The organism is Pseudoclavibacter sp. RFBI5, assembly GCF_002931395.1.
Lineage (GTDB): Bacteria > Actinomycetota > Actinomycetes > Actinomycetales > Microbacteriaceae > Pseudoclavibacter.
This window is the reverse complement of record NZ_PSYA01000013.1, coordinates 83,160-105,828: the sequence shown is the minus strand read 5'-3', so window position 1 is coordinate 105,828 and position 22,669 is coordinate 83,160. Positions and strand designations below refer to the sequence as shown.

Sequence of the window (22,669 nt, the reverse complement as noted above, 5' to 3'; positions counted from 1 at the left end):
ATTGACTGGCATTTAGGAGCCGGAAGCGACTATGCTTGCCAGGTTGTCTGAGCGATCAACTGCCCAGGCACGCGCAATAACCCTCCTGCTGCAGATCGTCTGCAGCCGTTCTAGACCGAAGGAGGTGGGTTTATCGTGCATCAGTATGAGTTGATGGTGATCCTCGATCCAGAGATCGACGAGCGCACCGTAGCTCCGAGCCTCGATAAGTTCCTCAACGTCATTCGCAATGACGGTGGAACCATCGAGAAGACCGACATCTGGGGCCGTCGTCGCCTCGCCTACGAGATCAACAAGAAGAGCGAGGGCATCTACGCCGTCGTTGACTTCACGTCGACCTCGGCAACGGCGAACGAGCTCGACCGCCAGCTGAACCTGTCCGAAGCTGTCATGCGCACCAAGGTGCTCCGCGCAGAAGAGGCCATCGCTCGCGTCGCCTCCGAGGCGAAGCGCGACGAGGCTCGCAAGGCTGCCAAGGCCGCTGCTATTGCAGCGAAGCCCGCGGCGACCACCGAGGCCTAGTCATGGCTGGCGACACGATCATCACCGTGGTGGGCAACCTCACGGCTGACCCCGAACTGCGGTACACGCAGAACGGGCTCGCAGTCGCGAACTTCACCATCGCATCCACCCCCCGCGTGTTCGACCGTCAGGCGAACGAGTGGAAGGACGGCGAGGCACTCTTCCTTCGGGCGAGCGTCTGGCGTGAGTTTGCGGAGCATGTCGCCTCGAGCCTCTCAAAGGGCTCGCGAGTCATCGCGCAGGGTCGCCTCAAGCAGCGCTCCTACGAGACGAAGGAAGGCGAGAAGCGCACTTCCATCGAGCTCGAGATCGAGGAGATCGGTCCTAGCCTCCGCTACGCCACTGCGCAGCTCACCCGCACGTCCTCCGGCGGCGCCGGCGGACAGCAGGGTGGCGGCCAGGGTGGCTTCGGCGGTGGCCAGCAGCGTTCCTTCGGTGGCAACGGCGGCGGCAACAGCAACGGCAACGCGTCAGGTGGACGTCAGTCCGCCCCGGCGGACGAGCCATGGGGCCAGCCTGCTGGCCAGCCCCGCGACAACGGCGCATCCGGCTGGGCGACGCCCGGCGCATCGAACGATTTTGACGAGCCCCCCTTCTAAAGGGCGCTCGCAAACACACTCAACGAAAGAAGATCCCAATGGCTGGAAAGTCAAGCGGCGACCGCCGCAAGGGTGTACGCGGGAAGGGCGGCAAGCCCGCTGCTCCCGCGAAGCAGATCCGGGTCGGAGTCATCGACTACAAGGATGTCAACACCCTCCGCAAGTTCATCTCGGAGCGCGGAAAGATTCGCGCTCGTCGCATCACCGGCGTCTCCGTCCAGGAGCAGCGCCTCATCGCACGTGCAGTCAAGAACGCACGTGAAATGGCGCTCCTGCCCTACGCCGGCTCTGGCCGCTAAGGAGTAGTCGACATGGCAAAGGTAATTCTTACGCACGAGGTCTCCGGCCTCGGTGCAGCCGGTGACGTCATCGAGGTCAAGAGCGGGTACGCCCGCAACTACCTCGTCCCCAAGGGCTACGCAGTCAGCTGGTCCCGTGGCAGCGAGAAGCAGGTCGAGCAGATTCGTTCCGCTCGTGCCGCACGCGAACTCGCAACCCTCGAAGAGGCGAAGGCGCTCAAGGACAAGATCGAGTCCGCCATCGTCAAGCTTCACGTGAAGTCGGGCGCCGAAGGCCGCCTCTTCGGTTCCGTTCGCGGTGCCGACGTCGCGACCGCCGTCGAAGAAGCTGGCCTCGGCCAGATCGACAAGCGCAAGGTCGAGTTCCCGAACCCGATCAAGTACACGGGCAACCACGAGGCGACTGTTCGCCTCCGTGACGACCTCGTTGCGACCGTCAAGCTCCAGGTCATCGCCCAGCGATAGCCAGTAGCCGCCTCGGCGCTCGAGCAGCACCTCGGTAGCTGATCGACAGAGCACGGCCCCGGACATCTCGATGTCCGGGGCCGTTCCTGTCCCGCGTCGGGCCCCAAGGTCGCACCGCACGGCCTGCTCGCACCAGTCTGGGGTGGATGCGCGAGCGGACGCTATAAGGTCAGCGGAGTCCAGCATCCAGCTCGTTCCCTTTCCTGATTGACACACGAACATGTCGAACCACACGCACCGACCGGCAGCAGAGCACGAGCCGCGCCGGTTTCCGGTGACGGTGAGCCCGACGGTCCTCGGTTTTATCGGGTCGCTGTTCATCCTCGTCGGATCGTTCGGCGCTGGCTGGATCGGCGACGGCCTCGGTATCCGCGAGTGGTTCCCCATCGCGTTCTTCCGCAGCTCGCCGGACCTGACTCGTCTCTGCACGATGCTGCTCATCGTCGGCGGCTTCCTGCTCCTCATCGCCTGGATCCGCTTCCGGCCGAGCATTCGCGACGACGACGCCTCGCTGCGACGCGTGATCAGGACGGCCGTCATCTGGGCCCTGCCGCTGCTGATCTGCATCCCCGTCTTCAGTCGGGACATGTTCTCGTACGTCGCGGTCGGACGCCTCATGGCGGCGGGGATCGACCCGTACCAGCATGGCGTCAACGAGATCGCCGGCTGGTACTCGCTCGGCGTCGATCCCTTCTGGTCCAGCACGGAGTCGCCCTACGGTCCGCTGTTCCTCGGCGTCGCGGCTGTCTTCTCCTGGCTCGGGGCAGAGATCCCCGAGTACGCCCTGTTCCTGAATCGCGTCGCCGCAACCGCGGGCGCCGTGCTCATGGTGGTGGCCTTCTTGAAGATCGCCGCACTTCGCGGGCGCAACCGCGCTTTCGTCGCCTGGATGATCGCAGCGAACCCCCTCACGCTCCTCCTGTTCATCGCCTCAGGGCACAACGACGGCCTCATGCTCGCCGGTATGGGGTTCGGCCTGCTCGCGGCGCTCAAGGGGCATCGTGTCCTCGGAGTGGTCTGGATCGCGCTCGCTGTGGCGATCAAGCCGATCGCGCTCATCGCCCTCCCCATCGTGGCGCTCATCGGCAGGCCCAGTTCACTCCCCGTGTGGGACAGGGTGAAGAGCTGGACACTGCACGGCGCCATCGCCATCGGACTTGTTGGTGCCATCGGCCTCGTGCTGGGGTTGGGATTCGGCTGGGTGACGGCCCTCACCGTGCCGGGGGCGATCCAGCACTGGTACTCCCCGTTGACGCTCATGGTCGGCACCGTGCGCGGCCTCGCGGAGCTCGTGACCCTCGACCCGTTCGTCTTCGAGGTCATCCTCAAGGTCATCGCCTTCTCGATCGCCGGTCTCGTCGCCGCGTGGGTCGTCCTCACGAAGCGGCCCATCGACCCGCTGCTGCGCCTCGTGCTGTGCACGGCGGTCATCGTCGCCGCATCCACTGCCATCCACCCCTGGTACGTCATGTGGATCCTTCCGTTCGCGGCCGTCGCGGGTCCGTGGAGGAAGGGACAGGAGCACCTCGCGATGCTGGTGACCATCTTCTTCACGACGGTGACGCTCGCTGAGCCGACCGACTCGTTCTTCGAGGGGCCATACACGCGCCTCGCGGTGGCCAGCATCACGGTGCTGTTCGCGCTGTCGGTGCTCGTCTGGTGGTGGCGGTCGAGCAACGTGTCGGGGCGGGCGGTGGTCATCGCCGTTCCATACGGGCAGGTGCTCGTCGATCGCTGGAGCGCGAGACGGCAGCGAAAGCTGCGGGAGCGCGCCGACACGCAGCGCTGAGCACACGCTCGCGAGGTTGTGGAAAACGCCCGGATATCCCCGGTTTGCGTGGGGAAGCGGGCGGATGTTATGCACAGTCCCGCTTGCAGGTTTCAACCTTCAATGGATGCTTCACACCGGTTGTCCACAGCGAGATAAGAACACAAAAACCCAGGTGAAGGCACCTTTCATGCCTGAGTCTCTCGGATAATCCCCGATATTATCCACAGAGTTTCCACACATCGCCCGGCGCGTCTCCACAGTTACACACAGAGTTATCCACAGGCACGCCGGTGATGGTTCGCTCGGCTGGGGAGCTGGGGACTACTGTGGTCAAATCTCTCACCGGCATTCGAGCGAAGTCAGGAGCATCCGTGTCGATCGCGCATCTCGGTTCCTCATCTCAGGGTGAGCGGGAGACGCACGACGGGGTTCGCACGCCTCCCCACGACCTGCTCGCCGAGCAGTCCGCCATCGGCGGCATGCTCCTCTCGAAGGACGCGGTCGCCGACGTCGTCGAGGCCGTGCGCGGCATCGACTTCTACGTGCCGAAGCACGAGATCATCTTCGACTCCATCCATGCGCTCTACGCCGCCGGTGAGCCCACGGATGTCATCACCGTCACCGACCACCTCACGAAGTCGGGTGAGCTCTCGCGTGCCGGCGGTGCCGAGTACCTGCACACGCTGGCCGGCATCGTGCCGACAGCAGCGAACGCCGGCTACTACGCGGCGATCGTCTCGGAGCGCGCCGTCCTGCGGCGCCTGGTCGAGGCCGGCACCCGCATCGTGCAGATGGGCTACCTCGCGGAAGGTGAGGTCGTCGACCTCGTCAACCAGGCCCAGGCAGAGATCTACGGCGTCACCGGGGCTGTCGAGAAGGAGGACTACGTCGTCCTCGCGGAGGCAATCCTCGAGGCCCAGAACGACATCGACGCCGCGCAGAACAAATCCGGCGGCATGACCGGAGTGCCGACCGGGTTCAGCGACCTCGACCGCATCACGAACGGCTTCCACGGTGGCCAGCTCATCATCGTCGCAGCCCGCCCTGGTCTCGGAAAGTCGACGGTGGCGCTCGACTTCGCACGCTCCGCTTCCATCACGCACGGCAAGGCCTCGATCTTCTTCAGCCTCGAGATGGGCAAGAGCGAGATCGCCATGCGCCTGATCTCGGCAGAGGCGAGCGTGCGACTGCAGCACATGCGTGCTGGCGGCCTCACGCAGGAAGATCTGACGCAGATCGCCCGCACGCAGGGGGACATCTCCGACGCCCCGCTCTACATCGACGACAGCCCGAACATGACGCTCGTCGAGATCCGCGCGAAGTGCCGCAGGCTCAAGCAGAAGGTCGGGCTGTCGCTCGTCGTCATCGACTACCTGCAGCTCATGACAAGCGGCAAGCGCGTCGAGAGCCGCCAGCAGGAAGTGTCGGAGTTCTCGCGTGCGCTGAAGCTGCTCGCGAAGGAGCTCGACGTTCCCGTCATCGCGCTGTCGCAGCTGAACCGTGGTCCCGAGCAGCGTGCAGACAAGCGTCCGGCGGCGAGCGACCTCCGTGAGTCCGGATCGCTCGAGCAGGACGCCGACATGATCATCCTGCTCCACCGCGAAGGCGCGTACGACCGGGAGAGCCCACGCGGCGGTGAGGCCGACTTCATCCTCGCCAAGCACCGCAACGGCCCGACCGACACGATCACCGTCACCTTCCAGGGGCACTTCTCTCGCTTCATGGACATGGCACCCGGCTACGCGACGGGGCAGTAGGCGAATCCGGCCGCGCCTCCTCGACGACGTCGTCACCAACGCGCCGCCGGAGAATCGCGAGGCGGAGGCGGTCAAGGGACGCGAGCGGCATGAGAAGCGGATGGAGCGCGAAGCTCGTATCCGCACCACGAGCTCGTCGGTCTCATCCCTCCGGCTATCGAGTTCAGCCCCGCGGCCGAAGCGCCGAGGCTCCTGTGCTTCGTACCTTGAATGCAGCACCCACTCGCGGTGACAAGGACAAGGGAGAGATCATGAACGCTGACGCGACGCAGCCGGCCAGCATGAAGCAGCGCCGATCGATACGCATCCTCACGATCGCGATGAGCGTTCTGCTGCTCGCAGTGCTCGTCATGCTGGTTGCAGGGGTCATGGCCAGCTCTGCGCCCATGATCATCGCCGGCAGCAGCGGATGCGCCGCGATCGCCACGGCCTGGACGACCGGCGTCCTCGCGATCCGCCAGCAGGCCAGAAAGTAGCCCGAACGCGATCGCCGAGGCGGCGAGGCATCTGCCAGACTGAGCGCACCGACCCCAACTGGAGGAACCCAATGGTGAGTTCTGAAGAGATCGTTCTGGGCGACCTGCCCGCAGGTATCGTCCGAGCCGACGAGGCCGTGGCCGGCCGTGTCTGGAATGTGCTCGGCCACACCTACATCACGAAGGCAGAGAGCGCCTCGACCTACTCATGGCTCTCGCTCGACCCGGCCGGAACCGGGGTGCCGCCGCACGTGCACCCCACCCAGGACGAGTTCATCTACGTGTTCGACGGGGTCTACACCCTCTACCTCGACGGCCAGTGGACCTCGGCCGGCCCGGGCGACCTCGTGCAGATGCCGAAGGGTATCCCGCACGCTTACTACAACAAGCAGGACGAGGCAGCGAAGTCGCTCTTCTGGGTGAGCCCAGGGGGCCAGCTGGCGAACCTCTTCAGCCTGCTGCACAACGTGACCGACCCGGCCGAGGTCGTGCGTCTCTCAGCCCTGAACGGCGTCGACTTCCTGCCAGAGGGTGCCGTGGAAGGCGCGTGAGGCGGCGCACGTGACGGATGCGAACGTCCGGGGCATGCCGGGCGACCCTGAGGCGAGGCGCGAGACATACGGGTCGGACGCAGATCAGCATCTGACGTTCTGGGCGGCTTCCGGGCCTGTGCGCGGGCTCGCCGTGCTCATCCACGGTGGGTATTGGCGATCGCAGTTCACCGACGAGCTCATGCTCCCGCTGGTGCCGGAATTCACCCGACGCGGCTGGTCCGTGGCGAATCTCGAGTACCGGCGGGGCGACGATGGATGGTCTGCGACGCGCGGGGACCTCTCGCGTGGCCTCTCGGCGGCGCGCAGCGAGGCGTCCCGGTTGACGCCGGATGCGCGGCTCGTGATCGTCGGGCACTCGGTTGGCGGTCAGCTCGCGCTGCTCGGCGGAGAACCAGGCGACGCGGTCGTGGCGCTCGCTCCCGTCACTGACCTCGCGCGCGGCTACGAAGAGGGCAACGGCGACGGAGCCGTCTCGGAGTTCTTCCGCGTGGCGCCCTCCCAAGCCCCGGAGGTCTACGCGTCGGCGTCACCGATCGAGCATTTGCCTCTGCAGGCACGGGCGCTGCTTGTGCACGGAGTCGATGACGAGCGTGTGCCGGTCGAGCACACCCGCGCCTACGTTGCCGCCGCCAGGCAGGCTGGCGCCGACGTCGAGCTCATCGAGCCGGCGACCCTTGAGCATCGCGCCGCGATCGCGCCGGATGCGCCGCACTGGCCAGACGTGCATGCCTGGCTCGACGCGTTCGCATTCGCGCGCCACACCTGAGGCAGTCGACCTTGACGCCAAGGAGGGATTGACAGGACCTGCCTGACGACCCCGCGCGTCTCCGCTGGGACGTATGCTTCCATCCGGCGAGAAGTCTGAGCACAGACCCCGCCGTCGTGGAGGGGAAGCCATTGGGCCAGCAGAAACAGGATTGGGTCCGTCTCGTCGCGGACCGTCTGCGCACCGAGTCGGGAAGCGCCCTCCTGCTCGTCGGCGTCGCGGTGTTCGCGCTGCTCTGGGCGAACTCGCCCTGGTCTGAGTCGTACGTGCAGCTGTGGGAGACCCACGCCGCCATCGGCATCGGCGATTTCCGCATCGACATGAGCCTGCACCACTGGGTGAACGACGGCTTCATGGTCATCTTCTTCTTCCTCATCGGTCTGGAGGTGCGACAAGAGCTCGCGGTCGGCTCGCTGCGTGACCGGCGCCAGGCTCTTGTGCCTATCGTCGCGGGCCTCGCCGGAGTCGCTCTCCCAGCGCTCATCTACCTCGCCATCGCCGGGCGGGACGCCCCGGAAGCGTGGGGAGCCGTCATCGGCACGGACACGGCGTTCCTCCTGGGCGCGCTTGCGCTGGTCGGTCCGAAGATGTCGAGTCAGCTGCGCGTCTTCCTGCTGACCCTCACCGTCGTCGACGACTTCCTCGCCGTCGCCATCATCGGCATCGTCTACACGGAGTCCGTGCAGTGGATGCCCCTCGGCATCGCCGTCGTCTGCCTCGTCTTCCTGTTCCTCCTGGCCCGCGCGAACGAGTGGCGCAGCAGTCCCTACATCGTCGTCATCGTCGTGCTGTGGGCCGCGACGCTGCTCTCCGGTGTGCATCCGTCACTCGCCGGAATGGCCGCTGGGCTTCTCATCCCGGCCTCTGACCCAGACCGGGAGGACGTGGTGCGGGCGAAGCGGCTCTTCCGCGACTTCTGGCAGTCACCTCGCGCCGATGCTGCCCGCAACGTGCGGCTCGGCCTCGCCAAGTCGATCTCCGTCAACGAACGGCTCCACGAGGTGCTGCTCAGCCCCGTCGCGCTCTTCATCGTGCCGGTCTTCGCGCTCGCGAACGCGGGGGTCGACCTGCGGGGCGGGATGCTCGGCGATGCGCTCACCTCCCCGGTCACGTGGGGTGTCGTCGCAGGTCTTGTCCTCGGCAAGTTCGGCGGCATCGCCCTCGGCAGCTGGATCGCCGTGCGTGCTGGCCTCGGCACACTCCCGCAGGGCGTCGGCATGGGCAGCGTCTTCGGCGGCGCCGCGCTCAGCGGCATCGGCTTCACGATGTCGCTGCTCATCATCTCGCTGGCGCTCGAGGGCGAAGTCGCCGGGCAGGCCATCGTGGGCGTGTTCATCGCCATGGTGCTCTCCTGGGTCCTCGGCTGGCTCACCTTCACGTTCGCGCGCGTCAAGATGAACGAGACGACGGCCGACCTGCCGACGAAGCTGTCGCGCCCCGTCGACCCCGAGCGCGACCACCTCCTCGGCGACCCGGACGCGCCGGTCACGATCGTCGAGTACCTCGACTTCGAATGCCCGTTCTGCGCGCGAGCGACCGGCATGTGGCAGGACCTCGGCGAGTACTTCACCGACGGAGGGGCGCGCTACGTGGTGCGCCACCTGCCGCTCGAGGACTACCACCCGCACGCCTTCCAGGCCGCGATCGCCGCCGAGGCCGCCGCGAACCAGGGGAAGTTCTGGGAGATGCACAACCTGCTCTTCGCGAACCAGGAGCGTCTCGACGTGCAGTTCTTGCGCGGCTACGCGGAGGAGATCGGGCTCGACCTCGACCGGTTCGACCTCGACATGCTCGACGACGAGCTGCCGAGGCGCATCCGCGACGACATGCAGAGCGCCATCGATAGCGGTGCGCGCGGCACTCCCACGTTCTTCCTCGGCGAGACGCGCCACAGCGGTGCGCATGACGCGCGCACGCTCATCGCGACGATCGAGGCGCAGCGCAAGGAAGCTGCCATCCGCCGTCGTTCCTAGCGCGAAGCTCGAGGCAGATGGGCCTTGGCATCCCCGGCACGAGGCGCCGGGTCGTACGATCTCCTCATGGCTGACACGAAGAGCGCTCTCGTCGAGGAGAGTGCGGCACCGGACACCGACGCTGTGCGATTCGAGGCACGCGTCATCGCCGCCCCGGTCGTCGGCGATTCGGGCGAGCGGTTCATCGTCCGGTTCCCGGACGACGCGAGCAGGATGCTGCCGTCCCGCGGCCAGGTTGCCGTGACCGGTTCGATCCGGCCGGATGGCGCGGAGACGGCTAGACCCTTCGACTCCGTCATCGAACCCGACGGGCTCCGGGGTCACTGGCTGGACGTCGCGGCCGCGCTCGGTGCGGGTATCGGGGCCGGCGATGTCGTGGCCGTCGAGCTGCGACCTCGAGGCGACTGGCCAGAGCCGGTCGTTCCCGAGGACTTCGCCGCCGCGCTCGCGGAGGCACCCGAATCCGTCGCCACCTGGAACGACATCACGCCGATGGCGAGGTGGGAGTGGGTGCGATGGATCAACGCGACCCGCAACCCGCAGACGCGTCTGCGTCGCGTCGAGGTCGGCCTCTCGAAGCTCGAGGCGGGCAAGCGCCGCCCGTGCTGCTTCGACCTCTCCTCGTGCACCGACCCTGAGCTCTCGAAGAGCGGCAAGCTCGCGGTCTAGCCCCGACGCCGACCGAAGACCGCTCCTGCGGCGAGCAGCAGCGGCACGACCGAGACGCTCATGAGCACGATCCCGAGCGGGGCGAGCTGCGGCAGCAGGAGCACACCGGCGATGAGCAGGGCGGCGAACACGATCGCCGAGACGACCCCGCGCAGCATCCGCTCGAGTGAGCGCATATGCCGGTCGACGCTGGGCGTCTGCACCTTGAGCTGGCCGGCCTCGAGGCGAGTGGTGAGCGCATCGAGTCGACCGGGGAGGGTGACTGCGGTCGCCAGCGCGGAGATCGCCTGCTTGGCGACGGCCTGCACCGTGTTGCCGCCCTCGTCGCGGGTGAGGGTGCGGGCGAACGGGTCGACCGCCTCCCACATGTTGAAGTCCTTGTCGAGCGCCGAGGTCACGCCGGAGACGAGCGAGATCGCTCGGATGATGAGCAGGAAGTTCTCGGGCAGCTGGAACGGCATCTCGCGGATGGTGTCGCGGAAGCGGTCGGCGAAGTCGCCGAGCTCGGCGGGGTCGACGCGTTGCAGCTCGGCGACGCCCATTCCTCCGAAGCGGCCGAAGAGCTCGGTCATCGCCTGCTCGAGCTCGATGGTGTCACCGGCAGGGAGGAGCACGCCGACGCTGCGCATCGACCGCACGAGCCCTGGCCCGTCGCGAGAGACGATCGCGAAGATCAGCTGGCGGAGGCTCGCGCGGAGGGTGTCGGAGATGACGCCCATCATGCCGAAGTCGATGTAGGTCAGCTCCCACGTGACGGGCGCGAGCGTCTCGGGGCCGCCCTCGGCATCGGCGTCCGTCGGGGCGGGCTGTCTCGGTGTGGCCAAGGGCGTGACGAAGATGTTGCCGGGGTGCGGGTCGGCGTGGAAGAACCCGGCGACGAACAGCTGCTGGAACGTGGCCCTCGCCAGTTCGTTGGCGACCTCGACGGGGTCGATGCCCGCCGCGCGCAGGGCATCCACGTCGGTGATCTTGATCGCGGTGACGTCGGAGAGGGTGAGGATGCGCGACGCGGTGCGCTCCCACACGACCTGGGCGGCCCCCACGCGCGGGTCGGTCTCGAAGTCGGCGGCGAATCGCTCGGCGCTCGTGCCCTCGTGGATGTAGTCGATCTCTTCGAGGCTCGTCGCGGCGAACTCCTCGACGAGGGCGGGGGCGTCAGCACGCTTCGAGACGAGCTCGACTCGCTTGAGGAGCTGGCCGACGCGGCGCAGTGCGCGGAGGTCGGTCTCCACGAGGTCCTCGATGCCGGGCCGCTGCACCTTCACGACGACGTTGGAGTAGCCGGTCTCCTCGGCGAGCGCGGGGGTGAGCACAGCGCGGTGCGCCTGCCCGAAGGAGGCGGCGGCGATCGGAGTCTCGTCGAAGCTTGCGTAGGCCTGTCCGAGCGGCATGCCGAGCTCAGCCTCGGCCTGTGCGCGGATGGCCGGGAACGCGACCGCGGGCACCTCATCCTGCAGCCCCTCGAGCTCCGCGGTGATCTCCGGTGGCAGCACATCGAGGCGCGAAGACAGGAACTGGCCCACCTTGATCATGAGCCCGCCGAGCTCGACCGCGAGGGCGTGGAAGCGGCGGGCGAGGCGCTGCATGCGCGCCGTGCGTCCGCGTTCCGCGAGCTTCCCGAGACGGATGCGGGGCAGGAAGATCTCGAACCACCAGATCTGCACCATCGCACGCTGCGCGAACCGCACGATCCTGCGGTACCTGGCACGGCCTTCCGCCGAGAGCTTCGTATCGCTGCTGCGGACGGCACCGGGCCGGGTGACGGCTCGCGCCTGCGCCGCGGCTGCGGTCAGTCTGCTCTCGGCGGCCAGCTCCTCCGTGAGGCCGGGGCCATCGGTCACGTTCAGTCCTCGGCGAGGATCGAGTACAGCTTGCGCCGTGTCTCGTCGAGCAGTGCTGCGGCCCGTTCGGCCTGGTCGGGGGTGGCGCTGCTCTGCACCTGGACGACGGCCTGGGCGAGGCGAGCGCCGGCCTTCGGGAGGGTCGCTGCGCGCTCGGCGCGGCGGGCGGCAGGCGACTCCCAGGGGAGCTCTCCGGCTGAGGCATCCACCGCGACGGCGCGGCCTTCTTCGGTGAGCGCGTAGACCTTGCGCTCGCCGGTGACCTCGGGCACGACGAGGCCCTCGTCGGAGAGCAGCTGGAGTGTGGGGTAGACCGAGCCGGGGCTGGGCTTCCAAGCGCCACTCGTGCGGGCTTCGATGGCCTGGATCAGCTGGTAGCCGTGCTGTGGGCCCTCGAGGAGCGCGACGAGGAGGGCGGTCCTGACATCTCCGCGGCCGGCTCGAGCAGTGGTCGGTCGCGATGCGAAGGTCTCGCGGATCTCATCGACGGCTTCGCGGAGGCCGAAGCCGAGTCCGCCTGGGGTGTGCTGAGCGACCATGTGCATTCCTTTCGAGGTCCGAGCATCCGGTGGCGATCGTGTCGATCGGGTGGATGCGCGGATTGGCGATACCTGACGACACCCGACGATACATCGGTGAATGTCGGCGAAGCTGTGCATTCCGGGTGGCTCTGAGTGTTGCCAGACGGTCACTTGTCTTTGTTGCTAAGTACCAGTACTCGGTGTTACTTTGTACCGGTATTCATTGATACTGAGTAGAGAAGGTGGCCGATGGGCAGGCAGGCATCCGAGATGCTCAAGGGCACGCTCGAAGGCATCGTGCTCGCGATCCTCGCGAAGCGCTCCGCCCACGGGTACGAGATCACGAGCTGGCTCCGCGAGCAGGGCTTCGTCGACATCGCCGAGGGAACGGTCTACGCGCTCCTCGTGCGCATCGAGCAGAAAGGCCTCGTCGACGTCGAGAAAGTCCCGTCCGAGAAGGGCCCGCCGCGGAAGGTCTACACGATCAACGCTGCGGGCACCGAGTACCTCGCGGAGTTCTGGCGCACGTGGGGCTTCCTCGTCGAACGCCTCGAGCAGCTCCGAGGCACCATCACCGCACCATCCGCTGCAACCAGCACAGACATCGAGAGAGGCAACTGACATGGCCGCCAAGTGGATCGAATCGCTCACGGGCTCATTCGAGGAGAAGAAGCAGTACAAGGAGGCACAGGCTCGGCTGGATGCGCTGCCGGAGCCCTACGGCAGGGTTGCGAAGGCCGTCCAGCGCTACCTCATGTACTCCAGTGGCGTCGTCGATGGCGAGTCGATGGTGCGCATGAACGCTGATCTCGCCGACCTCTGGGAGCGGGCCGTGGCCGATGACGCGCCTGTCCGCGACATCGTGGGCAGCGACCCGGTCGACTTCGCCGAGACGTTCGGGCAGTCGTACTCAGGGAAGCAGTGGATCGACAAGGAGCGCGCCCGCCTGGTCACGGCCGTCGAAGAAGCGGAGCGAGGGCAGTAGTCAGCCCCCCACCGACGGTCTCAGGCGGGCGGGAACGTGCAGGTGACGGTGGGGAGCTCGATTCTGAGGTCGTCGTTCGCCATCAGGTCGCTTGGAGCGATCGCCTTCGAGAAGAGCAGTCGCAGCGTGACCATTCCAGCCGCGCCTCCGGAGTGGTGGGCGAACGTGATCGGGGTCATCTTCGGGTCTGCGCTCTGCGTGACCGGAAGCGTCTGTGTCGGCGCCGGATCGGCGGATGCCGTGGAGAGCACTGCGAGGGATTCGATCATCGTCCCCCTCCCGTCGACGACCTCCACGGCGACCGCCGCGGGGCGGCTCGACCCCGCTGCAGACGAGCGGCGGGTCGCGCGCGCCCGGGTGGTGAAGGTGTACGTGCGGCCAGGGGTCACCGGGAAGGCGTAGCTCGCACTCCAGGTGGCGGGAGCAGCCGTGCCAGCGGCGTCCATCCCGGAGACCAGGGTGACACCCGTCGGGCTCTCGAAGCCGTTCGTGCCCGAGCCCTCGACGAACGCACCCGTGAGCGGGCCGGCGTCGATCTTCCACGCCGAGCGTGAGGTGGAGTTTCCGAGGCAGGGGTACTCGGGGGGAGCAGTAGGGGCGACCGCGGCCGCAACGACAGGTGCGCTCCAGGCCGGGCCCCTCAGAATCCGTCGCGCGGTCATCTGCAGGGTGGCGGTCAGTGTCGGTTCCCGTCGCGCTTCTGCTGTCGCTTTTTCGCGCTGCGTCGTTTGGTGATGATGCCGAGGGCAAAGGTGATGATGCGGAGGAACATGGTGGTGGAGCTTTCGGATTGGAGCTGGTTCGTGCTTGTTGGGTGTGGGTCTGGCTACTGCAGGCGAGTCGGCTTCTGGGTCTGTGCTCTGAACCCGCCGGTCAGCTGGAGGAGCACCGGCAGTTCCCTGCCGAGCAGTGCGTCGAGGGTTTGGAGGTCACGTTCGACGAGGTCTGCGGCGTCCCTCGGGGAGACCCCTCGCCGACAGCTCGCCGAGACTTTCAGCGCCGGGGTTCCGCGCACCTCGTAGGCGGAGACGGTTGTCGCGATGAACTCATCGCGTTCGCCGAGCGAGTCCGAGAGCGCGTCTCTGGCGACACTGACGTCCACGACAGTCGGTCCCGCCTTCGACGCTCGGTCGTGGACGATGGTGCCGGTGCGCCCCTGGCCCTGCCGAAGCGTGAAGGCGAGGAACAGGATGATGCCGATCAGGAGGACGGCGACGACGGCGATCATCAGCCAGCTGAAGTCCGTGCCGGGGAAGGGCGTCTGCTGGAGCCAGCTGCCGACCTGCGTGTTGACGGTCTCGGAGATGGGCGTCCAGGTGTCCTTCGCTCCCGGGAGCCAGGCACCGAGTGCCGCAGCTGCTCCGACCGCGAGCAGGACCAGGCCGACGGCGACGATGAGGAGGCGGTTCAGGCCTCGGTTCGTGCTGTTCATGCGCCGACCTTCCCGTTCTCTGCGACGCGGACCTTGGCGGTGACGCGTGGGGTGAGCTCGTACTGCTCGAGCTGCCGAGTGACGGCCGCTTCGATGGAGGCGGCGTCGACCGGCACACCGGAGGCGGGCACGAGGTGGACGTCGGCGCGACGGTGCGAGACCGAGACGGTGACGTTGTCCGGGCTGACGTGGCCAGCTCGAGCCGCGTGCCGGGCGAGCGCCGAGGCGATGACCGCGTCGTCCGCGACGGTCGCGGTCCTCGAGGAGCGCAGCGCGTGGCGTGCTCGCCGTCCGGGGGCGAGCCCTGCGATGAGCAGGACCAGACCCAGGATGGCCACGACGACGCCCGCGACCCCGACGTACTGGGCGGGCTGCTCGAGGACGCTGAGGGTCGACGTGAACATGTCGACCGGCGCTACGAGCAGCGCGGGGAGCGCCAGGAGCGCCAGGACGATCTCCGTGCCGACCCAGGCCGCCACGATGATGAGCAGCACGGCCAGGACGATCGCGAGCGCCGACCGTGGCGAGTGTGTCTCGCGCCGAGCGACCCGTTTGTAGAGGGAATCGTGGTTGCTCATGTGACTCGTTCCTCGGTTCGGATGTCGAGCCCGGTGATCCGCAGCATGACGCGGTCGACGCGCGAGTCGGTCAACGTCTGGAAGCGGTCCCGGATCGCGACCTTCGCGGCTTCGACTCGATCGAGGATCGCCCCGCCGCTGCGTTCGATGGCGGCGTCCTGCGAGCGGATGCGGGAGAGGGAGGGCACACGAATCGGTGTGCTGATCCGCAGCGCGAGGTTGCCGTTGTGGTCGTCGAGGTCGACGTTGACGTTGCCGGCGTCGACCCCGAGGGCGTCACCGGCGACAGCTGACGCGACACGAGTCAGGGCCTTCGCGGTGAGTCGTGTTGTGCCTCGCTGCGCCGCGCCGTGGTGTGTGGTCGCGGCGATGCTCATGAGGAGGTGTTCCGTCCTCGGATGACGTCGACGAGGGCGCTGGCGTCGAGCTTTCCTTCGAGGATGCGTCCGATGACGCCGCCGATGATCATCGCGATCGCGACGAAGAAGAAGGCCCAGAAGCCGAGGATGATCCAGGTGAGCGCGAGGACTGCGCCGATGAGGATGCCGGTTCGGGTGAGGGATGCGGTGTTCACTGGACTCGCGCTTCTTCCGTCTTGTTGGTGTCGTTGTCTTCGGAGGGGAGGTGGACGTCGTTGACGGTGACGTTGACTTCGGTGACCTCGAGGCCGACGATCGTCTCGACGGCGCGGATCACGTCGGCGCGGACGCCGTCGGCGACGTCTTGGAGGGAGACGGGGTACTCGGCGACGATGGTGACGTCGACGGCGACCTGCTTCTCGCCGACCTCGACGCTGATGCCCTGGCTCTGGTCGGTGGCGTTGATGGCGTTGCGGATGGCGCCGATCGCGCGGGCCGCGCCGCCACCGAGGTCGTAGACACCACGGGCGTCGCGGGCGGCGATGCCGGCGACCTTCGCGACGACGCCGTCATCGATCGTGGTCTTGCCGTTGGCGGCGTGAGCGGGGCGCAGATCCTTGCGGTCGCTGGACGAGGTGCTGACGTTCGGGGTGGTGTTCGACATGATGCTCTCCTTGTGGTTGCCCGGCGGTGCGGGTGCACCTGCTGCGGGGTCGTGCTGGTGAGACGTGTGCTTTTCATGATTTGTCACGAAATACTTGAGAAAAAAAATCTGGGGCCCGATCGCGCGTCGTGATGGTGCGGGCGAAGGGGTGAGAAGAGGTCTTGGTTGGGGTGGAGGTCGCAGCTGCGGTCCGCTGTAATGCGCGAGTGGTATTTCACATTGCGTGCACCTAGCGAAGTGAACTCGTATCTGCCCGGTGAGCATATGCACGGCGTACGCGGCGGTAGCCGAGAGTTCCTCCCCGCTTTGTGGCCCAATTCGGGTCTGATACGTCTCCTGATCTGGGTTTTCCTGTGAATGCGAATACTGGATCGGCTCGCGGACGACTTTGATTCAGCTCGCCGACGGAAATGATTCTGGCGGGGAAGAAGTCGCCGAGTGACTCGCAGTTTGCTGCGTTCCAGATCACTTCCCCGGGTGTTTTCATCCGGTGAGATGCCCGACCCGGTTCTCCAACCCATCCGACAGAATGGAATGTGTGACGAACACCGCGCTCGTGTCGTCTCACCAGGGAACGTGCGGTCTGCGCGTTCTCCGAATGACATCGAGCGATTGGAGTGGGTGAGGTGCAGGAGCACACGAGTCAGGCAGACACCGAGGTTGCCGTGAGGGAGTCGAGCGACGGCCAGTGGCCGACGCGGACGGAACTCCCTCGGGTGGTCTCGCTCACTGTCGACGAGGTGGGGTCGGAGGCCGTCGAGACCGTGCGGGGCTGGGGATGGCATCTCCAGTCGGACGGTCAGGACTTCAGGGTCGTCGGCGATGTGCTCAAGAACGACACCTTCGCCCTCAGCCGCTACCGCCACACGGCCGCGACCTTCCGATACGAAGTCCCGAGCGCCTTCGCCGGGGGCGCCGCCAGGCTGCTCCTCGCCTGCCTGGAAGGCGAGGTCGTGGTCGACATCGCCGGAACGCTGGAGACGCTCACCCCCGGCAGCGTGCTGTTCGCCAACCCGGAGGATCTCGTCAGCAAGACGTCGAATGGCCCGGTCAGCAGCCTCCTGGTCATCTTCCCCCGCCCCCAGTCCTTCACGGAGAACTACGTCGGAACGACCTCGGCGTCGGATGCCTACCTGCAGGTGCTCGTCGACGCCTCCGCATCCATCCTCAGTGGCGGGCTCCGCGCTGAGGACCCCGCCTTCACCCGCGTCGGGCTGGGCGTCGAGGCGCTGGTCTGGGCGCTGGCAACGCAAACCGAGCTCCGCACGCTCAGCACGGCGAGCACCGACCTCGCCCACGTCTACAGCGAGGCCGTCAAGTACGTCTCCCGATTCGCGTCAGACGAGGCGACCACGGTGAACTCGATGGCCGCCGCCCTCGGCGCATCCCGGGCGCACCTGTATCGGGCGTTTGCCGCGACGGGTGACACCGCGTCGGCCTACCTCAGGAGGGCGCGCGTGCGCCTCGCACAGCGTCTGCTGCTCGAGGGAGCGAATCAGGATGCGGCCGCCAGGGGCGCGGGTTTCGGCACGGCGCGGCGCATGCGGAGTGCCCTGGCCGCGGCCCCGGACGCCGCGGTGTCGCCACAGAAGGCGATCCTTCCCGCGGCGGAGTGAGCTGACGCTCGCTTGCTCGTCTCGCCCGCACGGAGTCTCGTCTTTCCGTCGAGCCCTCCGCTCGGCAGTCTGCCTCAGGGATAGATCGGGGTTCAGGGGTGCGAGTCCTGCGCAGCCACGTGCTCGACGCGCGTGTTCTCGCTCGTCAGCAAGCTCCCATCGGCGGCCTTCGGGGTGAGCTCCGGCACCCGGATGCCGTCCTCGCCGACCAGTGACGAGTGCGCCTCCCCGCTGGAGAAGGCGTGGTGTTCGCCCCACTGCCGCAGCGCGACGATGACGGGAAAGAGGTCACGACCCGCTTCAGTGAGCTCGTACACTCTGCGTTTCCCGGTCGGCGCATCCACCTGGGCCAGGAGCCCGGCCGAGATGAGTTTCCGGAGTCGATCGGTGAGGATGTTGCGCGCGATGCCGGTCCGCTGCTGGAAGTCGGTGAAGGAACGGGCGCCGTCCATGGCGTCGCGGACGACAAGCAGGCTCCAGCGGTCGCCGACCAGGTCAACGGTGCGGGCAACTGGACAGCTCGGGTCTGTCCAGTCTTGGCTCGCCGTGGAGCTCGACATGTGATCTCCCTTGAGTTGCGTACTGCAACCATTTTGCCCTACGTTCAAACAGTTGCAATGTGCAACTGATTGCGAGGGGTCTGTGAATCGAGGCACGAGAGCGCTGCTCGCGGTCATCTGCGGAGTCGCCGTGGCGAGCATCTACGCGAGCCAGCCAGTGCTCGGACAGATGGGTCGCGAGTTGTCGGTGCCCGTCGAGGCCGTCGGGTGGCTTGTCGCCGCCGCCCAGCTCGGCTACCTCGTCGGCCTGATCCTGCTCGTGCCATTGGGGGACCTGCTCAACCGCAGACGGCTCATCGTGGTGCACCTCGTCCTGCTGGCCGGTGCACTTGCCCTCGTCGCGGCTGCGCCCGTCGCCTGGGTCGCCTTCGCGGGCCTCGCGAGCACCGGGATGCTCGCCGTCGTCGTGCAGACGGTCGTCGCCTACGCCGCCGCGCTCTCGGACCCTGCGGAGCGCGGCCGCACCCTGGGTGTCGTCACCTCCGGCGTGGTCATCGGGATCCTCGGTTCCCGCATCCTGTCTGGCGCCCTTGCCGACCTCTGGGGCTGGCGCAGCATGTTCGTCGCCCTAGCGGTGCTCGCCGTAGGCCTCGCGGCGGTCGCCCTGTTCAGGCTCCGGGCGGACTCCCGCACCGTACTGGTGCCGTCGTACCTGGGGGTGCTGCGCTCGTTCTTCCACCTGCTCGCGCAGCCGTCCCTGCTCGGACGCGGTGCGATCGCCTTCTTCCTCTTCGCCTCATTCGGCGCACTGTGGAGCGGGATGACCGTGCCTCTGGCGGGTGCTCCCTGGCATCTCAGCGAGACGCTCATCGGTGTCGTGGGCATCGCGGGACTCACAGGTGCCCTCGGCGCAGCACGAGCCGGACGGTGGGCGGACGCGGGACACGCGAATCGCGTGGCGGGAATCGCGCTCGTCGTGCTCCTCGCGTCCTGGCTCCTCATCGCCCAGCTCACCTGGTCGCTCATCCTCCTGCTGCTGGGAGTCGTCGTCCTGGACTTCGCCGTCCAGGCCGTGCACGTCAGCAACCAGCACATCCTCACCAGCGCCGACCCGGGCCGGGTCAGCACCACCATCGGCGCATATATGGTCTTCTACTCCCTTGGCTCGGCCACCGGTGCGGCGTCCACCACCGCCGTCTACGCCTGGGCGGGTTGGCACGGGTCCGCGATGCTCGGAGCCGCGTTCGCGGCCGCCGGCCTCGTCGCCTGGGTGCTCGCCTCTTCCGTGCGGCGGGCCTCACACGCGACCGAGGGAATGTCGGAGCCCCGTCCTAGGCTGGTCGCATGACGACGGCGACATCACTCCAGGGCACCTTCAACTTCCGAGACACCGGCGGCATGCCGCTGGCGGCTGGCGGTACGACGACGCCCGGCGTCTTCTACAGGTCAGATGCGCTGAGCTCTCTCACCCAGACGGGCCTCGAGGAGCTCGCCGCGAGCGATATCGGTGTCATCGTCGACTTCCGCACCCCCTCCGAGCGGCAGATGGCGCCGGACCGCCTCCCCGTGAGTCGCCCGTTCCGCGTCGCGGAGCTGCCCCTGCTCGAGGGTGCCGTGTCCGGTCTCGTCCAGCAGGGCCTGCAGTCGGCGGCGGGCGGTGGAGACCCGGCCGAGCAGGCGACGGCTCTCGAGGCGGTGCTGGCGCAGATCCCGTCGCTCGGCGAGCTCTACGTCGGCATGCTCGAGCACGGGGCCGCGTCGTTCGCTGAGCTCGCACGCCTGGTCGCCAACGCGACGACCACCCCGCCGACAGCGGTGCTCGTGCATTGCACCGCAGGCAAGGACCGCACCGGAGTGGGCTCGGCGCTGCTGCTCGACGCGGTCGGCGTCGAGCGATCGGCGATCGTCGCCGACTACACGTCGTCCGGTGAGCGCCTCGCGGGCGAGTGGGCTGAGCGCATGTACGGCATGGTCGCGCAGTACGGCCTGCCGCTCACCGACGAGATCAAGGACCTCGTCGCTGCCACCCCGGCCTCGGCCATCGAGCGTGCCCTCGAATGGGTGGATGCCCACGGCGGCTCGGTCGCCTACCTGCAGTCAGGCGGGCTCACCGGTGCGGAGCTCGCCGCGCTCAAGGGCCGCCTCACCGGCGCTTGAACCGGGATCACCGGGAGTTGGGGCGCTCGGCGGCGCGGCGCGTCCCGCCGAGCGTTCGACGCCGATCCCCGCCGCGATGACCAGCGCGAGACCCACAACCGGCAGGATGCCCGGCACCTGGTGCAGGAGCAGCAGCCCGATGACCAGTGCGACGGCGGGCTCAAGGCTCGTGAGGGTTCCGTACGCGGCCGCGGTGATGCGGCGCAGCGCCTGGATCTCGAGCATGAACGGCACGGTCGGCAGGAGAACGGCCAGGCCCAGGCCCGCGAGGGCTGCCTCCCAGGTGAGCAGCGGGATCGTGCTCGGCGCCGCGATGAGGCTCGCGATGACGGCGGCGACCGGAATCGACACGGCCAGGCCGCGCACCCCGCTCAGCTCGTCGCCCACCCGCTGCGTGCAGAGGATATAGACGGCCCAGCAGGCGGCGGCGGCGAGCGCGTATAGCACGCCGAGCGGGTCGATGTTCCCCGTCCACGGCTCCGTGAGCAGCACGACCCCGACGGCCGCGATCAGCGGCCAAAGCAGTGCCCGGCCGCGGCTGCGCAGCACGGCGACGGCAAGCGGGCCGAGGAACTCGAGGGCCGCGGCAGTGCCGAGGGGGATGCGGTCGATCGCGAGCGTGAAGAGCAGCGTCATTCCCGAGGTCGCCGCGCCGAGCACAACGCACGCCAGGAAGCTGCTGCGCGTGAACCACGAACGGCGTGGGCGCACGATGACCAGCACGAGCGCTGCCGCGAACACGAGGCGGATCCAACCGGTGCCGAGCGGGCCGAGCTGCTCGAACAGGCCCGTGCTGAGCGCGAGCCCGAGTTGCACGAAGAGCATCGCCGAGATGGTCATGAGCGTGCCGGAACGCGCAGTTCCCCGCGGAGCTGGCGCGAGCTTGGACGTGGTCATGGAATCAGGATGTCGCTCGGCGGTGTCCGTGTCCACGCGAGATGAGCGAACACATCGTTCGCGAAAGACGCACAATGATGGAGTGGACGGTGACGCCCGCGACCAGGATCACCGGCTGGAGGGCCCATGGAGACACGACGCCTCGAGTACCTCGTCGACCTCGACCGGCTCGGCTCCATGCGCGCGGTCGCCGAGCTCCACCGAACCACGACGTCCGTCGTGTCACAGCAGCTCGCACTCCTGCAGCAGGAGCTGGGTGCGCGACTGCTCGAGCGAATCGGACGCGGGGTGCGGCTGACCGCCGCGGGTGCTCGGCTCGCGACGCGCGCATCCGGAATACTGGCGAGCCTGGACGATGCGAAGCGCGACTTCGACCCCGAGGGTGAGCCGCAAGGCACCCTGCGCGTTGCCGGCTTCGCCACGGCGGCCCGCGCCCTGTTCCCGATCATGCGCGAACTCGCCGCCTCGCACCCGGGGGTGCGCCTCGTGCTCGAGGAGCAGGAACCCGACGAAGCGCTCGCGCTCGTGGATGCCGGCCGAATCGACCTGGCACTCGTCTACGACTACACGCTCGCGCCGCTGCGCATCCCCACCCGCTACGAGAGCGTGCGGCTCTGGCAGGGGGAGTGGGGCATCGGCATGGCGGACCGCCACGCCGACGCGCTCCAGGGCCGCGGGCGGGTGCCGCTGCCGAACCGCGAGCTCATGCTCGCGCTGCGCGACCAGGAGTGGATCGGCAACTCCAGGAACAACGCCGATGAGATCGCGATCGGCGTGCTCGCATCGCTCGCCGACTACGAGCCGAATGTCACCCACCAGTCCGACGACCTGGCCCTCGTCGAAGACCTCATCGCCGCCGAGTTCGGGGTCGGGATGCTGCCCCTCACGAGGCAGCAGCGCGACAACGTGCGGATCGTGCGGATGCAGGACCCGCCCATGCTGCGCGCATCCGCCGCGTACCTCCGCGGCACTGCGGAGTGGCCGCTGCTGCGCCACGTGCTCGACCGGCTCACCCCCGGCTGACCTGGTTGCGCCCCCTCCTGCTGGCCTTCCGTCCGCGGTCCGCCCGGTGTTCGCTCCACATCCGGGCCCCTGGCCCCTGGCCCCCTGGCCCCCTGGCTCTCGGGATGGGTTCCACGCTTCGGGATGGGTTGCAAGCCATCTGCGTGCGTTGGAGCCATCCCGAAGCGTCGGTGTCCTCCTGACCTGAGTCCGCGGTCGCCGACGGCCGACCGGATTGGCGCGGCGGACCGGACGCGGTTCCGCGA

General features: G+C 67.8%; 27 protein-coding genes. 17 read left to right on the top strand and 10 right to left on the bottom strand.

The window, feature by feature from the left end:
• Nucleotides 1-132 precede the first annotated feature (132 nt).
• From rpsF to C5E06_RS16040, 11 genes are all read left to right on the top strand, one after another.
• The gene (gene rpsF / locus C5E06_RS16095; protein ID WP_104244003.1) at nt 133-522 is read left to right on the top strand and encodes a 30S ribosomal protein S6; all 390 of its coding nucleotides are present in this window, start codon (nt 133-135) and stop codon (nt 520-522) included.
• Nucleotides 523-524: 2 nt separating this feature from the next.
• Complete coding sequence (locus C5E06_RS16090) at nt 525-1,121, top strand: single-stranded DNA-binding protein (RefSeq protein WP_104244001.1); 597 nt, start codon at nt 525-527, stop codon at nt 1,119-1,121.
• Nucleotides 1,122-1,159: 38 nt separating this feature from the next.
• Nucleotides 1,160-1,420, top strand: a complete 261-nt coding sequence (gene rpsR / locus C5E06_RS16085) for a 30S ribosomal protein S18 (RefSeq protein WP_068482210.1) — start codon at nt 1,160-1,162, stop codon at nt 1,418-1,420.
• A gap of 12 nt (nt 1,421-1,432) precedes the next feature.
• Complete coding sequence (rplI, locus tag C5E06_RS16080; RefSeq protein ID WP_104243999.1) at nt 1,433-1,885, top strand: 50S ribosomal protein L9; 453 nt, start codon at nt 1,433-1,435, stop codon at nt 1,883-1,885.
• A gap of 220 nt (nt 1,886-2,105) precedes the next feature.
• Nucleotides 2,106-3,674 carry a polyprenol phosphomannose-dependent alpha 1,6 mannosyltransferase MptB gene (gene mptB / locus C5E06_RS16075; protein WP_104307569.1) on the top strand — a complete coding sequence of 523 codons (1,569 nt, stop codon included), beginning with the start codon at nt 2,106-2,108 and terminating at the stop codon, nt 3,672-3,674.
• Nucleotides 3,675-4,027: 353 nt separating this feature from the next.
• Nucleotides 4,028-5,413, top strand: coding sequence for a replicative DNA helicase (dnaB, locus tag C5E06_RS16070; protein ID WP_104243995.1), 1,386 nt, complete (start codon nt 4,028-4,030; stop codon nt 5,411-5,413).
• 251 nt (nt 5,414-5,664) lie between these two features.
• Nucleotides 5,665-5,889 (top strand): hypothetical protein, encoded by a 225-nt coding sequence (locus C5E06_RS16060; protein WP_104300330.1) that lies wholly within the window; start codon nt 5,665-5,667, stop codon nt 5,887-5,889.
• A gap of 71 nt (nt 5,890-5,960) precedes the next feature.
• Nucleotides 5,961-6,440, top strand: coding sequence for a cupin domain-containing protein (locus C5E06_RS16055; protein ID WP_104307568.1), 480 nt, complete (start codon nt 5,961-5,963; stop codon nt 6,438-6,440).
• A 10-nt stretch (nt 6,441-6,450) separates the two neighbouring features.
• Nucleotides 6,451-7,209: a S9 family peptidase gene (locus C5E06_RS16050; RefSeq protein WP_146081408.1), complete on the top strand. Its 759-nt coding sequence runs from the start codon at nt 6,451-6,453 to the stop codon at nt 7,207-7,209.
• A gap of 131 nt (nt 7,210-7,340) precedes the next feature.
• Entirely contained in the window at nt 7,341-9,182 is a 1,842-nt protein-coding gene (gene nhaA, locus C5E06_RS16045) for a Na+/H+ antiporter NhaA (RefSeq protein ID WP_258064844.1), read from the top strand.
• Nucleotides 9,183-9,248: 66 nt separating this feature from the next.
• A complete protein-coding gene (locus C5E06_RS16040) occupies nt 9,249-9,851 on the top strand; it encodes a YdeI/OmpD-associated family protein (RefSeq protein ID WP_104307565.1) in 603 nt (200 codons plus the stop codon).
• On the opposite strand, the gene C5E06_RS16035 is transcribed toward C5E06_RS16040, so the two are convergent.
• A complete protein-coding gene (locus tag C5E06_RS16035) occupies nt 9,848-11,539 on the bottom strand; it encodes an AarF/ABC1/UbiB kinase family protein (protein WP_258063993.1) in 1,692 nt (563 codons plus the stop codon). The genes C5E06_RS16040 and C5E06_RS16035 overlap by 4 nt on opposite strands.
• A gap of 155 nt (nt 11,540-11,694) precedes the next feature.
• On the bottom strand, nt 11,695-12,231 hold the full coding sequence (locus C5E06_RS16030) for a PadR family transcriptional regulator (protein WP_228496668.1): 537 nt from the start codon (nt 12,229-12,231) through the stop codon (nt 11,695-11,697).
• 231 nt (nt 12,232-12,462) lie between these two features.
• On the opposite strand from C5E06_RS16030, the gene C5E06_RS16025 reads away from it, so the two are divergent.
• Nucleotides 12,463-12,834, top strand: coding sequence for a PadR family transcriptional regulator (locus tag C5E06_RS16025; RefSeq protein ID WP_104307564.1), 372 nt, complete (start codon nt 12,463-12,465; stop codon nt 12,832-12,834).
• 1 nt (nt 12,835) lies between these two features.
• The gene (locus C5E06_RS16020; RefSeq protein ID WP_104243979.1) at nt 12,836-13,198 is read left to right on the top strand and encodes a DUF1048 domain-containing protein; all 363 of its coding nucleotides are present in this window, start codon (nt 12,836-12,838) and stop codon (nt 13,196-13,198) included.
• A 20-nt stretch (nt 13,199-13,218) separates the two neighbouring features.
• On the opposite strand, the gene C5E06_RS16015 is transcribed toward C5E06_RS16020, so the two are convergent.
• The 6 genes from C5E06_RS16015 to C5E06_RS15990 form a co-directional block, all read right to left on the bottom strand.
• Complete coding sequence (locus C5E06_RS16015) at nt 13,219-13,860, bottom strand: hypothetical protein (RefSeq protein WP_104243977.1); 642 nt, start codon at nt 13,858-13,860, stop codon at nt 13,219-13,221.
• A 164-nt stretch (nt 13,861-14,024) separates the two neighbouring features.
• Nucleotides 14,025-14,630, bottom strand: a complete 606-nt coding sequence (locus C5E06_RS16010) for a hypothetical protein (protein ID WP_104307563.1) — start codon at nt 14,628-14,630, stop codon at nt 14,025-14,027.
• Complete coding sequence (locus C5E06_RS16005; RefSeq protein WP_104307562.1) at nt 14,627-15,208, bottom strand: DUF6286 domain-containing protein; 582 nt, start codon at nt 15,206-15,208, stop codon at nt 14,627-14,629. Before C5E06_RS16005 ends, C5E06_RS16010 begins: the two co-directional genes overlap by 4 nt.
• Nucleotides 15,205-15,585, bottom strand: a complete 381-nt coding sequence (locus C5E06_RS16000) for a hypothetical protein (protein ID WP_104307561.1) — start codon at nt 15,583-15,585, stop codon at nt 15,205-15,207. The genes C5E06_RS16005 and C5E06_RS16000 overlap by 4 nt, the downstream gene beginning before the upstream one ends.
• Complete coding sequence (locus tag C5E06_RS15995) at nt 15,582-15,782, bottom strand: DUF2273 domain-containing protein (RefSeq protein ID WP_104243617.1); 201 nt, start codon at nt 15,780-15,782, stop codon at nt 15,582-15,584. Before C5E06_RS15995 ends, C5E06_RS16000 begins: the two co-directional genes overlap by 4 nt.
• Nucleotides 15,779-16,231, bottom strand: a complete 453-nt coding sequence (locus tag C5E06_RS15990) for an Asp23/Gls24 family envelope stress response protein (RefSeq protein ID WP_104307560.1) — start codon at nt 16,229-16,231, stop codon at nt 15,779-15,781. Before C5E06_RS15990 ends, C5E06_RS15995 begins: the two co-directional genes overlap by 4 nt.
• 626 nt (nt 16,232-16,857) lie before the next feature.
• On the opposite strand from C5E06_RS15990, the gene C5E06_RS15985 reads away from it, so the two are divergent.
• Entirely contained in the window at nt 16,858-17,847 is a 990-nt protein-coding gene (locus C5E06_RS15985; RefSeq protein ID WP_146081407.1) for a helix-turn-helix domain-containing protein, read from the top strand.
• A 92-nt stretch (nt 17,848-17,939) separates the two neighbouring features.
• Here the strand turns inward: C5E06_RS15985 and C5E06_RS15980 are convergent, their stop codons facing one another.
• Nucleotides 17,940-18,407, bottom strand: coding sequence for a helix-turn-helix domain-containing protein (locus C5E06_RS15980; protein WP_104243966.1), 468 nt, complete (start codon nt 18,405-18,407; stop codon nt 17,940-17,942).
• A gap of 82 nt (nt 18,408-18,489) precedes the next feature.
• On the opposite strand from C5E06_RS15980, the gene C5E06_RS15975 reads away from it, so the two are divergent.
• Nucleotides 18,490-19,695, top strand: coding sequence for an MFS transporter (locus C5E06_RS15975; RefSeq protein WP_104307558.1), 1,206 nt, complete (start codon nt 18,490-18,492; stop codon nt 19,693-19,695).
• A complete protein-coding gene (locus C5E06_RS15970) occupies nt 19,692-20,504 on the top strand; it encodes a tyrosine-protein phosphatase (RefSeq protein ID WP_104307557.1) in 813 nt (270 codons plus the stop codon). Before C5E06_RS15975 ends, C5E06_RS15970 begins: the two co-directional genes overlap by 4 nt.
• Here C5E06_RS15970 and C5E06_RS15965 read toward each other — a convergent pair.
• Nucleotides 20,445-21,401 (bottom strand): DMT family transporter, encoded by a 957-nt coding sequence (locus tag C5E06_RS15965; protein ID WP_104307638.1) that lies wholly within the window; start codon nt 21,399-21,401, stop codon nt 20,445-20,447. The genes C5E06_RS15970 and C5E06_RS15965 overlap by 60 nt on opposite strands.
• 126 nt (nt 21,402-21,527) lie before the next feature.
• Here C5E06_RS15965 and C5E06_RS15960 point away from each other — a divergent pair, with 126 nt between their 5' ends.
• Nucleotides 21,528-22,424 (top strand): LysR substrate-binding domain-containing protein, encoded by an 897-nt coding sequence (locus C5E06_RS15960; RefSeq protein ID WP_104307556.1) that lies wholly within the window; start codon nt 21,528-21,530, stop codon nt 22,422-22,424.
• Nucleotides 22,425-22,669 lie beyond the last annotated feature (245 nt).